This is a genomic window from Streptomyces venezuelae ATCC 10712 (assembly GCF_008639165.1).
In the GTDB taxonomy this organism is placed as follows: domain Bacteria; phylum Actinomycetota; class Actinomycetes; order Streptomycetales; family Streptomycetaceae; genus Streptomyces; species Streptomyces venezuelae.
Window position 1 is genome coordinate 2,474,494 of the sequence record NZ_CP029197.1, and the last position, 13,771, is coordinate 2,488,264.

Genomic DNA, 13,771 nt, shown 5'->3' on the forward strand with positions numbered 1-13,771 from the left:
CATTAGTTAGCCGTACTATCCGAACATGCCGGAGCTCACACCCGCGCAGCTCCCCCGGAGCCGACAGCTCGTCGTCCTGGCGATCTGCTGCATGAGTCTGCTGATCGTCAGCCTCGACAACACCGCGCTCAACGTCGCCCTGCCCTCCCTGCGGCGCGACCTGGGCGCCTCCGTCTCCGGACTGCAGTGGGTCATCGACGCGTACACCCTCGTCCTGGCCTCGCTGCTCATGCTCTCCGGCTCCACCGCCGACCGCGTCGGCCGCCGCAAGGTCTTTGTGACCGGCCTCGTCGTCTTCGCGCTCGGCTCGCTGCTCTGCTCGCTCGCCCCGAGCCTGGAGGCGCTGATCGCCTTCCGCGCGGTGCAGGCCGTGGGCGGCTCCATGCTGAACCCGGTCGCCATGTCGATCATCACCAACACCTTCACCGAACCGGCGGCACGCGCGCGTGCCATCGGCGTCTGGGGCGGCGTCGTCGGGATCTCCATGGCCCTGGGTCCGCTGGTGGGCGGGCTGCTCGTCGAGTCCGTCGGCTGGCGGGCGATCTTCTGGGTCAACCTGCCGGTCGCCCTGACCGCCCTGCTGCTCACCCTGCGGTACGTCCCGGAGTCCCGGGCGCCCAGGCCCCGCCGCCCCGACCCGGTCGGACAGCTGCTCGTGGCGGCGCTCCTCGGCTCCCTCACGTACGCGATCATCGAGACCGACCCGCTCTTCGCCGGGATCGCCGCCGCGGCCCTCGCCGGACTCCTGTGGTACGAGCCGAGGCGCCGCGAGCCCCTGATCGACCTGCGGTTCTTCCGCAGCGCGCCGTTCAGCGGGGCGACCGTCGTCGCGATCTGCGCCTTCGCGGGCTTCGGCGGCTTCCTCTTCCTGAACACGCTGTACCTCCAGGAGGTGCGCGGCCTCTCCCCGCTGCGCGCGGGCCTCTACATGCTGCCGATGGCGGGCATGACCTTCGTCTTCGCCCCGCTGTCGGGGCGGCTCACCGGGGCGCGCGGGCCACGGGTGCCGCTGCTGCTCGCGGGCACGGCGATGGCGACGGGGGCGCTGCTCTTCGCCGCGTTCGGGGCGGAGACCCACGATCCGCTGCTCTTCGCCGGGTACGTGGTCTTCGGCATCGGCTTCGGCCTGGTCAACGCCCCCATCACCAACACCGCGGTCTCGGGCATGCCACGGGCGCAGGCCGGGGTGGCGGCGGCGGTGGCCTCGACGAGCCGCCAGGTGGGGCAGACGCTCGGGGTGGCGGTGGTCGGCACGGTGCTCGCGACGGGGGTGGGCGCCGGGATGTCCCCGGACGACTTCGTGGTGGCGGCGCGGCCCGGCTACTGGGTGGTGACGGCCTGCGGTCTCGCGGTCCTGACGGTCGGGGCGCTGACCAGCGGGAAGTGGGCCCGGCGCACGGCGGAACGGACGGCGGCCTGTCTGGCCACCGAGGCCGACCCGCGCCCGGCCCCGGAGAAGGGCCGGGGGCTGGGGCGGCGGTGAGGGGGCTCAGGAAGGGCGCCCGGGTCAGGCGGCGCTGAAGGACGCGCGGCTCAGGCGGCTGAGGGGGGGCCCTGGAAGGACGCCCGGGTCAGGCCGCGGTGAGGGCGGTGGCGGCCTCCGGGGCCGCCGCCTCTTCCCGTACGGCCAGTTCCAGGAGCCGTTCGAGCCCCGCCCGGGACGCCTCGTCCAGGGGGACGTACGTGCCGAGGCGCGGCCCGGCGGCCGGTCCGAGCCAGAGGTTGGTGTGGTCCAGGCGCAGGACACCGACGTGGGCGTTGCGGATGACCTTGGCGCGGCTGCCGAGGTCGGCGACGTCGTGCCGGGCCCAGAGCTCGCGGAACTCCGGGGAGGCGTCGTGGAGCCGCCGGACCAGCGCCTTCCAGGCGGGCTCGGCGAGGTGCTCGGCCATGGAGGCGCGGAGCTTGCCGACCATCGAGCGCAGGACCTCGGGGAGGTCGGTGAAGGCGGCGCGGAACTCCTCGTCGGTGAAGGCGAGCCAGAGGGTGTTGCGGTCCTCGCGGGGCAGCGCGTCCAGGTCGCGGTACAGCCGCCCGAAGGTGCGGTTGTAGGCGAGGAAGTCGTACCGGCTGTTCTGGATGCAGGCGGGGACGGGTTCCAGCTGGTGCAGCAGGGCGCGCAGGGCGGGGGTGACGGCCGGGCAGGTCGTCTCGGGGTGCGGGTCGCTCTGTCCGGCGAGGGCGAAGAGGTGGTTCCGCTCGGTCGGGTCGAGCAGCAGGGCGCCGGCGAGGGCGTCGAGGACCTGCGGGGAGACCTGGATGTCCCGCGCCTGCTCCAGCCAGGTGTACCAGGTGACGCCGACGGCGGAGAGGTGGGCGACCTCCTCGCGGCGCAGGCCGGGGGTGCGGCGGCGGCGCCCCCGGGGCAGGCCGACCTGCTCGGGGGTGATGCGCTCGCGCCGGCTGCGCAGGAAGGCGGCGAGTTCGTGTCGCCGCGTGCCGGGTTCGGCGGTCGTCATGGTCGTCACGCTCTCAGGGTGCGGGGCGGGACAGCCCGTTGCCAGGTGGTGTTTCTACCAGGATAAAGACACTCTGGTACCAGGCTGAGCGACGGCGGATCGTCGGTCGCGTGACTACGACCTCCCCCTCTCCCCGTTCCCCGCTCGCTCCTGCGGGCGGCGCTCCGCCCGTCGTCCACGGCCGGCCCGCGCTCGGGCGGCTCGGCCTGTTCACCGTCCTCCTCGGCGCCTCGCTGCCCCTGGTCGACTTCTCCATCGTCAACGTGGCCCTGCCGTCCATCGACCACGACCTGGCGGCGGGCCCCGCACTGCTCGAACTGATCGTCGCCGGGTACGGCCTGACGTACGCGGTGCTGCTGGTGCTCGGCGGGCGGCTCGGCGACCTGTTCGGGCGCCGTCGGCTCTTCCTCGCGGGCATGGCCGCCTTCGGTCTGACCTCGCTGGCGTGCGGGCTCGCCCCGGACGCCTGGACGCTGGTCGGGGCGCGCGGGGCGCAGGGCGCGGCGGCGGCGCTGATGCTGCCGCAGGTGCTCGCGACGATCCATGCCTCGACGGAGGGCCCCCGGCGGGCCAGGGCGCTCAGTCTGTACGGGGCGACCGCGGGGCTTTCCATGGTGGCCGGGCAGATCCTGGGCGGGGTGCTGGTCGCCGCCGACCTCTGGGGCCTCGGCTGGCGTGCGGTGTTCCTGGTGAACGTGCCGGTGGCGGTGGCGGGGCTGGTGCTCGCCATCCGTGAGGTGCCGGAGACCCGCTCGGAGCGGCCGGCGCCGGTGGACGTGCCGGGGACGCTGCTGCTGGGGCTCGCCCTGGTGACGCTGCTCGCGCCGCTGACCGAGGGCAGGGCGGCGGGGTGGCCGGTGTGGACGTGGGTGGCGCTGGCCGTGTTCCCGTTCGCGGCGGTGGCGTTCTGGCGGGTGGAGCGGCGGATCGAGCGGCGGGCGGACGCCGGCGGCGGCACGCCGCTGGTGCCGCCGAGCCTGCTCGGTCTGGTCTCGCTGCGGCGCGGGCTGGTGCTGCTGCTGCCGCTCTGCATGGGCTTCGGCGGCTTCATGTTCGTGATCGCGGTGGCGCTCCAGCAGGGCCTGGGCATGGGCGCGGTGGCCTCGGGCGCGGCGCTGGTGCCGATGGCGGTGGCGTTCTTCGGGGCCTCGCTGGCGGGTCCCCGGCTGGTGCGGCGGTGGGGGACGCGGGTGGTGACGGCCGGCGGCCTGGTCCAGGGCCTCGGCATCGGGCTGCTCGCGGTGACGGTCTGGCGGGCCTGGCCGGACCTTTCGGTGGTGCTGCTGCTGCCGGGCATGGCGATCGCGGGCCTGGGCCAGGGGCTCCAGCTGCCGGTGCTGTTCCGGGTGATCCTCTCGGAGGTGCCGGGGGAACGCGCGGGCGTGGGCAGCGGCGTCATGGTGACGACCCAGCAGTCCGCCCTGGCGCTGGGGGTCGCGACCCTGGGCTCCCTCTATCTGGGCCTGGCCGGCTCCGGCGGGGCGGCCGCCGGTACGGCGCTGACGGTGACGCTGCTGGCCCAACTGGCCATGGTGGCGGTGACGGTGGCGCTGTCGGTGCGGCTGCCGAGGTCGGCGGGGTAGGTGCCGCCGCCGGCCGGCGTCGGCTCGGCTCCCCTGGGGTGGGTTCGCCCCGCACCACTCGAAGGAATGACAGATATTGAAATCTGTCATCGGTCATGCCATGGTTGTGGTGTCACACCGATCCATCGCTTCCCGAACCCGAGGAGACCGCCATGACCACCACCGGGCGTCCCGTCCCCACCCGCCCGCTCGGCACCACCGGGCCGCGGGTCTCCGCCCTCGGCCTCGGCTGCATGGGCATGTCCGCGCTGTACGGTGAGGCCGACCGCGCCGAGTCGGTCGCGACGATCCACGCCGCCCTGGAGGCGGGGGTGACCCTGCTCGACACCGGCGACTTCTACGGGATGGGCCACAACGAACTACTGATCAACGAAGCCCTGCGCACGGCCCCAGCGGCCGCCCGCGAGCAGGCGCTGACCAGCGTGAAGTTCGGTGCGCTGCGCACGGTCGAGGGCGGCTTCACCGGGTACGACGGCCGGCCGGCCGCCGTGAAGAACTTCGCGGCGTACTCGCTCCAGCGCCTGGGCACCGACCACATCGACATCTACCGGATCGCCCGGGTCGACCCGGACGTGCCGATCGAGGAGACCGTCGGCGCCATCGCCGAGCTGGTCGAGGCGGGGCACGTGCGGCACATCGGGCTCTCCGAGGTCGGCGCGGACACCCTGCGCCGGGCGGCGGCCGTGGCGCCGATCTCGGACCTGCAGATCGAGTACTCGCTGATCTCCCGCTCCATCGAGGAGAAGATCCTCCCCACCGCCCGTGAGCTCGGCATAGGCGTCACGGCGTACGGGGTGCTGTCGCGCGGCCTGATCAGCGGCCACTTCACCCGGGACCGGGAGCTGGCGGCGAACGACTTCCGGGGCATGAGCCCGCGCTTCCAGGGCGAGAACCTCCAGCGGAACCTCGACCTGGTGGACCGGCTGCGGGCGCTGGCCGAGGCGAAGGGCGTGACGGTCGCGCAGACCGCGATCGCCTGGGTCCTGGCCCAGGCCGGGCGGCAGGGCGTGGACATCGTCCCGCTGATCGGCGCCCGCCGCCGCGACCGCCTCGCGGAGGCGCTCGGCGCCCTGGACATCACCCTGGACGCCGCCGACCTGGCCGCCATCGAGGAGGCCGTCCCGGCCGGCGCGGCCTCCGGCGACCGCTACCCCGCGTCGCAGATGGCCCACCTGGACAGCGAGCGCTGACCGGCGGCCCCCGGACGCCGATGACTGACAGGTAGTGTCATTCCATGGCCGCCACCGAGACCCTCACCGCCGAGCGCATCCTCGAAGCCACCGAGGAGGTGCTGCGGCGTTACGGTCCGGCGAAGGCGACCGTCGTGGACGTGGCGCGGGTGCTGGGCGTCAGCCATGGCAGCGTCTACCGGCACTTCCGCACCAAGGCGGCGCTGCGCGAGGCGGTGACCGAGCGGTGGCTGGAGCGCACGATCGTCGCGCTCGAGCCGTACGTGGAGGCGCCGGGCTCCGCCGACGAGCGGCTGACCGGCTGGCTGACCGCCCTGTTCGCCCTCAAGCGCCGCAAGGCGGGCGGGGACCCGGAGCTGATGGCCACCTTCCAGGTGCTGATCGGTGAGAACAGCGCGGTGGTCCACCGGCACGAGGACCATCTGGTGGAGCAGATCGCACGCATCGTGGAGGACGGCCACCGCGAGGGGGTGTTCGCCGCGCCGGAGCGGGACTACGCGACGACGGCCCGGGCGGTCTTCGACGCCACCGACCGCTTCCACGACCCGGCGCACGCCGCCGACTGGTCGACGACGGACATCGAGGACGCGTTCGCGGCGGTCATCTCCCTGACGCAGCGCGCGCTGCGGGCCTGACCCGCACGCTCCTTTTGAAGATCATTTGGCTCGGATTTTCCCCTTCCCTGTCCGGATGCCGACTAGCGTTCCCCCGCACCGCGACCGAGACGCCTCCAGGGGGAAACCATGTCCGCGCACGAGCGGCCACCGGCCGCACCGGCCACCACGACCGACGGGCGGCCGGGACCGCCGCCCCGCTCCGGGGGCGCCTCGGCCGCCGGCTGGGTCCTGACCATCGGGCTCAACGTCGTCGCGCCGATCCTCACGTACAACATCCTGACCGAGGACCACGGTTGGTCCGAGTTCACCGCCCTGCTCGCCGGCAGCGCCTGGCCCGTCCTGGACAGCGCGATCATGGTCGCCTGGCGGCGCAAGGTCGACGAGTTCGCCGTCGTCACCCTGGTGTTCCTGGTGATCACGGCGCTCGTCTCGCTGATCGGCGCGCACACCGCGCGGGCGCTGCTGGTCAAGGACTCGGGGGTGACGGGCCTGTTCGGGCTGCTCTGCCTGGCCACCCTGCTCGCGCCGCGACCGCTGATGTTCTACTTCGGCCGCAAGTTCGCCACCGACGGCACCCCGGCGAGCACCGCCTGGTGGAACGGCATGTGGCAGTACGAGGGCTTCCGCTCCACCATGCGCACGATGACGCTGGTGTGGGGCGTGGCGTACGTGGCCGAGGCGCTGGTGCGGGTGGGGCTCGCCTTCACCCTGAGCACCTCGACCATGGTGACGCTCAGCCCGCTCATGATCTACGGCGTGCTCGGCGCGCTCGGGGTGTGGACGGCCTGGTTCGGCAAGCGCCGGGCCGCCGAGGGTGAGCGGCGCCAGGCTGAGGCCGAGGCCGAGGCGGCCGCGCGGGCGGCCCGACCGGGCCCGACCCCGGCCTGATCCTCGGCCTGATCCCAGCCCGCCCCCCGGCCTGGCCCCGGCCCGGCCCGGCAAAGGGAGAGCCCCCCGGTTCCTGACGGAACCGGGGGGCTCTCCCGTAAGCGACCGGAGGTCAGCAGCCGAGCAGGCGGCTGCCCAGGTAGCTCTGGATCTGGTCGAGGGAGACGCGCTCCTGCTTCATGGTGTCGCGCTCGCGCACGGTCACCGCGTTGTCGTCGAGGGTGTCGAAGTCGACGGTGACGCAGTACGGCGTGCCGATCTCGTCCTGACGGCGGTAGCGGCGGCCGATGGCGCCGGCGTCGTCGAACTCGATGTTCCAGTTCTGCCGCAGGTCCGCCGCGAGGCCCTTGGCCTTCGGGGAGAGCTGCGGGTTGCGGGACAGCGGCAGGACGGCGACCTTGACCGGGGCCAGACGGTGGTCGAGGCGCAGCACGGTGCGCTTCTCCATGACGCCCTTGGCGTTCGGCGCCTCGTCCTCGATGTACGCGTCGAGCAGGAAGGCGAGCATCGCGCGGCCGACACCGGCCGCGGGCTCGATGACGTACGGCGTGTAGCGCTCGCCCGACTCCTGCTCCAGGAAGGACAGGTTGGCGCCGGAGGCCTTGGCGTGGGCGCTCAGGTCGTAGTCGGTGCGGTTGGCGACGCCCTCGAGCTCACCCCACTCGCTGCCGCCGAACGAGAAGCGGTACTCGATGTCGGCGGTGCGCTTCGAGTAGTGGGAGAGCTTCTCCTTCGGGTGCTCGAACCAGCGCATGTTCTCCTCGCGGAGACCCAGGCCGGTGTACCAGTTCCAGCGCTGCTCCATCCAGTACTCCTGCCACTGCTCGTCCTCGCCCGGCTTGACGAAGAACTCCATCTCCATCTGCTCGAACTCGCGCGTGCGGAAGATGAAGTTGCCCGGAGTGATCTCGTTCCGGAAGGACTTGCCCATCTGCGCGATGCCGAACGGGGGCTTCTTGCGCGAGGTGGTCTGCACCTGGGCGAAGTTGGTGAAGATGCCCTGGGCCGTCTCGGGGCGCAGGTAGGCGACGGAGCCGCTGTCCTGGGTCGGGCCGAGGTGGGTGGAGAGCAGGCCGGAGAACTGCTTGGGCTCCGTGAAGGTGCCCTTGTTGCCGCAGTTGGGGCAGTTGAGGTCGGTGAGGCTCTCGGGGAGACGGCCGTGCTTCTCCTCGTACGCCTCCTCCAGGTGGTCGGCGCGGTAGCGCTTGTGGCAGGAGGTGCACTCGGTCAGCGGGTCGGTGAAGGTCGCGACGTGGCCGGAGGCCTCCCAGACCTCGGTGGCCAGGATGACCGACGAGTCGATACCGACGACGTCCTCGCGCGCGGTGACCATGTAACGCCACCACTGACGCTTCAGGTTCTCCTTGAGTTCGACACCCAGCGGTCCGTAGTCCCAGGCGGCGCGCTGGCCGCCGTAGATCTCACTGCACGGGTAGACGAAGCCACGGCGCTTGCTCAGGCTGACGATGGTGTCGATCTTGTCGGCGGCCACGGTGCTCTCTTCATTACGACGACGAAGTGCGAATGCCTCAGGTTACCGGCGCCCGCACCCCCCGTATCAAATCGGTTCGGTGGTCGGGCCCGGGCGGGGGCCCCGTGGGCGGGACCACACGTACGACAATTGACAATCGTTTCCAGTTTTGTTGAAAATGAGTGTCATGAACGTACGTCGCCTGATACCCGCCACCGCCCTCGCCGGAGCCGTCACGCTCGGCGTCGTCACCCTCTCCGCCTGCGCCGGAACCTCCGACGCGGCCGACAAGGGCAGCGGCGGCAAGCTGGACGTGGTGGCGTCGTTCTACCCCATGCAGTACCTGGCCGAGCAGATAGGCGGCGACCACGTCGCCGTCGACACGCTCACCAAGCCCGGCGTCGAACCCCACGACCTGGAGCTCAAGCCGAAGCAGATCGGCGAGCTCGGCGAGGCCGACGTCGTCCTCTACCTCAAGGGCATCCAGCCCGCCGTCGACGACGCGATCGCCCAGGCCGGCGTCAAGCACACCGTCGACGCCGCCACCCTCACGAAGCTCGAGGCGCACGGTACCGAGGTCGGCCACGAGGGCCACGACCACGCCGAGGGCGAGCACGGCGCCGATGAGGCCGGCCACGACCACGGCTCCGAGGCCGGCGCCGACCCCCACATCTGGCTCGACCCCGTGAAGTACGCCGAGGTCGCCAAGGGCGTCGGCGCCGCCCTGGAGAAGGCCGACCCGGCCCACGCCGCCGACTACAAGAAGAACACCGACGCGCTCGTCAAGAAGCTCGACGGCCTGAACACCGCCTTCGTGAACGGCCTGAAGAACACCACCACGAAGACCTTCATCACCACCCACTCCGCCTTCGGCTACCTCGCCGAGCGCTACGGCCTGGACCAGGAGGGCATCTCCGGCATCGACCCCGAGTCCGAGCCGAGCCCCGCCCGGATCAAGGAACTCCAGGACATCGCGAAGAAGGACAAGGTCAGCACCGTCTTCTTCGAGACCCTCGCCAGCGACAAGACGGCGAAGACCCTCGCGGGCGACGCCGGTCTGAAGACCGACGTGCTCGATCCGCTGGAGGGAATCACGGACGCGTCCAAGGGCGATGACTACATCGAGGTCATGCGCTCCAACCTCGCCGCGCTGCAGAAGGCCCTCGGCGCCAAGTGATCACCGCACAGCAGGAGGTACGAGCCATGGCAGCCCCGGAACCCGTCATTTCCGTCCGCGGGGCCACGGCGGCCCTCGGCGCCCGGCCCGTCCTCCGCGGCGTCGACCTCACCGTCCACCGCGGCGAGGTCGTCGCCCTGCTCGGCGCGAACGGCTCCGGCAAGTCGACCGCCGTCCGCTCCGTCATCGGCCAGGTGCCGCTGACCGGCGGCGCGATCGAGCTGTTCGGCACCGAGCGGAAGCGTTTCCGCGACTGGGCCCGGGTCGGTTACGTGCCCCAGCGCACCACCGCGGCGAGCGGCGTCCCCGCCACCATCCGCGAGGTCGTCTCCTCCGGCCGGCTGGCCCGACGCCCGTTCGGCTGGCTGACGAGGAACGACAAGGCCGCCGTCGAGCGGGCCATCCGGCTCGTCGGGCTCGCCGACCGCGCCGACGACTCCGTCTCCGCGCTCTCCGGCGGCCAGCACCAGCGGGTCCTGATCGCCCGCGCGCTCGCCTCCGAGCCCGAACTCCTGATCATGGACGAGCCGATGGCCGGGGTCGACCTGGCGAGCCAGGAGATCCTGGCCGCCACCCTCCGCGAGCAGGTCGCGAGCGGCACCTCCGTCCTCCTCGTGCTGCACGAGCTGGGCCCGCTGGAGCCGCTCATCGACCGGGCGGTGGTGCTCCGCGACGGCTGTGTCGTGCACGACGGCCCGCCGCCGGAGGCCCTCGGCCAGCACGCCCTGCCGGGCCACGACCACGTCCATCCGCATGCGGCCGGTGAGCCGCTCCGTACGGGTCTGCTGACCTGAGGAAGCTGACCTGACCATGGAATTCCTCCAGCTCGCCTTCATGCAGCGCGCGCTCCTCGCGGCCGTGCTCGTCGGCATCACCGCGCCCGCCGTCGGCATCTACCTCGTCCAGCGCCGCCAGGCGCTGATGGGCGACGGCATCGGGCACGTCGCCATGACCGGTGTCGGCCTCGGCTTCCTGCTGAACTCCAGCCCGGTCTGGATGGCGACCCTGGTCGCCGTCGCCGGCTCGGTCGCGATGGAGCTCATCAGGGCGTACGGCAAGACCCGCGGCGACCTCGCGCTCGCGCTGCTCTTCTACGGCGGCATGGCGGGCGGCGTCCTGCTGATCAACCTCTCGCCGACCGGCTCCAACGCCAACCTCAGCTCGTACCTGTTCGGCTCGCTCTCCACGGTCTCCACCGAGGACATCACCGCGATCGGGATCCTCGCCGCCTTCGTGATCCTGGTCACCGTCGGGCTGCGCCGGCAGCTCTTCGCGGTCAGCCAGGACGAGGAGTTCGCCCGCGTCACCGGCCTTCCGGTGCGCGCCCTGAACCTGCTGATCGCGGTCACGGCCGCGGTCACCGTCACGGTCGCCATGCGGGTCGTCGGCCTGCTGCTCGTCAGCGCGCTCATGGTGGTGCCGGTGGCGGCGGCCCAGCAGCTGTCGAAGTCCTTCCGCGCGACCTTCGTCCTCGCCGTGGTGACGGGCATCACGGTCACCCTGGCGGGCACGGTCACCTCGTACTACCAGGACGTGCCGCCCGGCGCGACGATCGTGCTGTACGCGATCGGCGTCTTCGTGCTGCTCACCCTGCTCGCCACGCCGCTCGCCAAACGGCGGGCGCGGGCGGCCGAGGCGGACGCGGAGAGCTGTGACGCACCGGTTCCGGCCACCCGGCGGCCCGCGGACGACGTGAAGGTCTGATCGGGACCGGGCCCGGCGGCCCGGGGGGCTGGCAGAATGGCGGGGGCAGACAAGGAATTCAAGGAGGCCCCCGTGGTGACGGCAGGACCCCCCGTACGAGGCCGCTCCACCAAGCAGCGGGCCGCCGTGTCGGCGGCGCTGAACGAGGTGGACGAGTTCCGCAGCGCCCAGGAGCTGCACGACATGCTCAAGCACCGCGGCGACTCGGTCGGCCTCACCACCGTCTACCGCACGCTGCAGTCCCTGGCGGACGCGGGCGAGGTCGACGCGCTGCGCACCAGCGAGGGCGAGACGGTGTACCGCCGCTGCTCGACCGGCGACCACCACCACCATCTGGTGTGCCGGGTCTGCGGCAAGGCCGTGGAGGTGGAGGGCCCGATGGTGGAGCAGTGGGCCGAGACGATCGCCTCGGAGCACGGCTTCGTGAACGTGGCGCACACCGTGGAGATCTTCGGCACCTGCGCGGAGTGCGCCGGGAAGTGACCTCCGCGCGGTGACCTGACATACGTGAAGGCCCGTACCCGTCCCGGGGTACGGGCCTTCACGCGCGCCTGTCACACCCCGCGGGCGTTCAGGCCTTGTCGAGGACGGCCAGGTCGGCCGGGTCGACGCCGCCGAAGCGGCGGTCGCGCTGGGCGAACTCGACGCAGGCCCGCCACAGGTCGCGGCGGTCGAAGTCGGGCCACAGCACGTCCTGGAAGACCATCTCGGCGTACGCGCTCTGCCAGATCAGGTAGTTGGAGGTGCGCTGCTCGCCGCTGGGCCGCAGGAACAGGTCCACGTCCGGCATGTCCGGGTAGTAGAGGTACTTCTGGATGGTCTTCTCGGTGATCTTCGCCGGGTCGAGCCGGCCCGCCCGCACGTCCTCAGCGAGCGCCTGCGCCGCGTCGGTGAGCTCCGCGCGGCCGCCGTAGTTCATGCAGAAGTACAGGGTGAGCTTGGTGTTGTCCTTGGTCTGCTCCTGCGCGACCTGGAGCTCCTTGGCCACCGACTTCCACAGCTTGGGCATCCGGCCGACCCAGCGCACCCGCACGCCGAGGGAGTCGAGCTGGTCGCGGGACTTGCGGATGAAGTCGCGGTTGAAGTTCATCAGGAAGCGCACCTCCTCGGGGGAGCGCTTCCAGTTCTCGGTGGAGAAGGCGTACAGCGAGATCGAGCCCACGCCCATCTCGATCGCGCCCTGGAGCACGTCGAGGACCTGCTCGGCGCCGACCTTGTGGCCCTCGGTGCGGGGCAGGCCGCGCTCCTTGGCCCAGCGGCCGTTGCCGTCCATGACGATCGCGACGTGCTCCGGGACGAGCTCGGACTGGAGCTTCGGCGGCCGGGCGCCGGAGGGGTGCGGCTCGGGGGTGGTGTACTCCCGGCGCTGGCGACCGAGCAGTCGTGCGATGGCCATGGGTGGTCTCTCCTAGCTCTTTTCCACATACCGCAGGGAGCGCAGGCCGCGCTCCAGGTGCCAGTGCAGATAGGCGGACACGAGTCCGCCGCCCTCCCTGACGTGACGCGGCTCGCACGCGTCCGCCGTCGCCCAGTCGCCGGTGAGCAGCGCGCTGAGCAGGCCGATGGCCTCCGGAGAGGGTACGACGCTTCCGGGCACCCGGCAGTCGCCGCATATGACACCGCCCGCCGCGACCGAAAAGAACCGGTTCGGCCCGTGAATGCCACATTTGGCACAGTCCTCGAAGCTCGGCGCGTAGCCGTTCACGGCGAGCGAGCGGAGGAGGAAGGCGTCGAGGATCAGATGGGGGGCGTGCTCGCCCCGCGCGAGGGTCCGCAGGCCGCCGACGAGCAGCAGGTACTGCTGCACGGCGGGCTCGCCCTCGTGGTCGGTGAACCGTTCCGCCGTCTCCAGCATGGCGGTGCCGGCGGTGTAGCGGGCGTAGTCGGTGACGATCCCGCCGCCGTACGGGGCGATGGTCTCGCTCTGGGTGCAGAGCGGCAGCCCGCGTCCGACCAGCTCACTCCCCCGGGCGAAGAACTGCACGTCCACGTGCGAGAACGGTTCGAGCCGCGCCCCGAACTTCGACTTCGTCCGGCGCACTCCGCGCGCCACGGCGCGGACCCGGCCGTGGCCGCGGGTGAGGAGCGTGATGATGCGGTCCGCTTCACCCAGCTTCTGGGTGCGCAGCACGATGCCGTCGTCGCGGAACAGACTCATGCGCCCATTCTCGCGTACGCGGCCCGGAGGTCCGAACGCCTCGGTCGCACGGCCGCCCCCTCTCCCGAGGGGGCCGTGGTGTCGTGCGCCGTCAGGGGACCTCGCCGCGGCTCCGCGCGTTCACGTGCGCCGTGGCCGCGCTCAGCCGCTCGGCCGAGGTGGCCTCCCGCACCCCGTCGGGCTCCACGTCCCATTCCCTTCCGCCGCCGAGCGGCCGGATCTGGACGTAGGGCCCCTCGTGGCCCATCACCCTCCCGACGCGGCCGGTGCGGATCTCGACGACGTACGACCCGATGGGCAGTGTCATGACCTGTCCTCCTCCCCAGGCGGGACGGCGGCGGCGAGGAGCCGTGCCGTTTCCGCCGTGCGGCGTCCCCATGCGACGAACGGCCCCGGAGGATCGACGGCGAGGGCGACGGAGGAGCGCTTCGCGCAATTCCGTCACTGCCTCTCGTGCGGCTTCGATGGCCCCCGTGGTCGTCTTCATGATGTCTTCCTTCACCAACGTATGCCTTTCTGAATCC

14 protein-coding genes are annotated in these 13,771 nt (G+C 71.9%); 9 read left to right on the forward strand and 5 right to left on the reverse strand.

From position 1 onward, the window contains the following. Positions 1-25 precede the first annotated feature (25 nt). The gene (locus tag DEJ43_RS11345; protein ID WP_015033492.1) at positions 26-1,483 is read left to right on the forward strand and encodes an MFS transporter; all 1,458 of its coding nucleotides are present in this window, start codon (positions 26-28) and stop codon (positions 1,481-1,483) included. Between the two features lie 88 nt (positions 1,484-1,571). On the opposite strand, the gene DEJ43_RS11350 is transcribed toward DEJ43_RS11345, so the two are convergent. Continuing rightward, a complete protein-coding gene (locus DEJ43_RS11350) occupies positions 1,572-2,459 on the reverse strand; it encodes an MmyB family transcriptional regulator (protein WP_015033493.1) in 888 nt (295 codons plus the stop codon). 110 nt (positions 2,460-2,569) lie between these two features. Between DEJ43_RS11350 and DEJ43_RS11355 the strand changes: the two genes are divergently transcribed. From DEJ43_RS11355 to DEJ43_RS11370, 4 genes are all read left to right on the forward strand, one after another. Further along, positions 2,570-4,042 carry an MFS transporter gene (locus DEJ43_RS11355; protein ID WP_015033494.1) on the forward strand — a complete coding sequence of 491 codons (1,473 nt, stop codon included), beginning with the start codon at positions 2,570-2,572 and terminating at the stop codon, positions 4,040-4,042. A 152-nt stretch (positions 4,043-4,194) separates the two neighbouring features. After that, positions 4,195-5,232: an aldo/keto reductase gene (locus tag DEJ43_RS11360; protein ID WP_015033495.1), complete on the forward strand. Its 1,038-nt coding sequence runs from the start codon at positions 4,195-4,197 to the stop codon at positions 5,230-5,232. A 44-nt stretch (positions 5,233-5,276) separates the two neighbouring features. Next, a complete protein-coding gene (locus DEJ43_RS11365) occupies positions 5,277-5,867 on the forward strand; it encodes a TetR/AcrR family transcriptional regulator (protein WP_015033496.1) in 591 nt (196 codons plus the stop codon). A gap of 108 nt (positions 5,868-5,975) precedes the next feature. Then, a complete protein-coding gene (locus DEJ43_RS11370; RefSeq protein WP_015033497.1) occupies positions 5,976-6,737 on the forward strand; it encodes a VC0807 family protein in 762 nt (253 codons plus the stop codon). Positions 6,738-6,849: 112 nt separating this feature from the next. Here the strand turns inward: DEJ43_RS11370 and DEJ43_RS11375 are convergent, their stop codons facing one another. Beyond that, complete coding sequence (locus DEJ43_RS11375) at positions 6,850-8,229, reverse strand: glycine--tRNA ligase (RefSeq protein WP_015033499.1); 1,380 nt, start codon at positions 8,227-8,229, stop codon at positions 6,850-6,852. A gap of 166 nt (positions 8,230-8,395) precedes the next feature. On the opposite strand from DEJ43_RS11375, the gene DEJ43_RS11380 reads away from it, so the two are divergent. The 4 genes from DEJ43_RS11380 (at position 8,396) to DEJ43_RS11395 (ending at position 11,572) form a co-directional block, all read left to right on the forward strand. Continuing rightward, positions 8,396-9,385 carry a metal ABC transporter substrate-binding protein gene (locus DEJ43_RS11380; protein ID WP_015033500.1) on the forward strand — a complete coding sequence of 330 codons (990 nt, stop codon included), beginning with the start codon at positions 8,396-8,398 and terminating at the stop codon, positions 9,383-9,385. Positions 9,386-9,411: 26 nt separating this feature from the next. Next, positions 9,412-10,179: a metal ABC transporter ATP-binding protein gene (locus DEJ43_RS11385; RefSeq protein WP_015033501.1), complete on the forward strand. Its 768-nt coding sequence runs from the start codon at positions 9,412-9,414 to the stop codon at positions 10,177-10,179. Positions 10,180-10,195: 16 nt separating this feature from the next. Beyond that, positions 10,196-11,089, forward strand: a complete 894-nt coding sequence (locus DEJ43_RS11390) for a metal ABC transporter permease (protein WP_015033502.1) — start codon at positions 10,196-10,198, stop codon at positions 11,087-11,089. A gap of 72 nt (positions 11,090-11,161) precedes the next feature. After that, a complete protein-coding gene (locus DEJ43_RS11395; protein ID WP_041662368.1) occupies positions 11,162-11,572 on the forward strand; it encodes a Fur family transcriptional regulator in 411 nt (136 codons plus the stop codon). Between the two features lie 88 nt (positions 11,573-11,660). On the opposite strand, the gene DEJ43_RS11400 is transcribed toward DEJ43_RS11395, so the two are convergent. From DEJ43_RS11400 to DEJ43_RS11410, 3 genes are all read right to left on the reverse strand, one after another. Continuing rightward, the gene (locus DEJ43_RS11400; protein WP_015033504.1) at positions 11,661-12,485 is read right to left on the reverse strand and encodes an isoprenyl transferase; all 825 of its coding nucleotides are present in this window, start codon (positions 12,483-12,485) and stop codon (positions 11,661-11,663) included. Between the two features lie 12 nt (positions 12,486-12,497). Beyond that, a complete protein-coding gene (gene recO / locus DEJ43_RS11405) occupies positions 12,498-13,247 on the reverse strand; it encodes a DNA repair protein RecO (protein WP_015033505.1) in 750 nt (249 codons plus the stop codon). A 91-nt stretch (positions 13,248-13,338) separates the two neighbouring features. Continuing rightward, positions 13,339-13,554 carry a hypothetical protein gene (locus tag DEJ43_RS11410; RefSeq protein ID WP_015033506.1) on the reverse strand — a complete coding sequence of 72 codons (216 nt, stop codon included), beginning with the start codon at positions 13,552-13,554 and terminating at the stop codon, positions 13,339-13,341. Between the last annotated feature and the right edge of the window lie 217 nt (positions 13,555-13,771).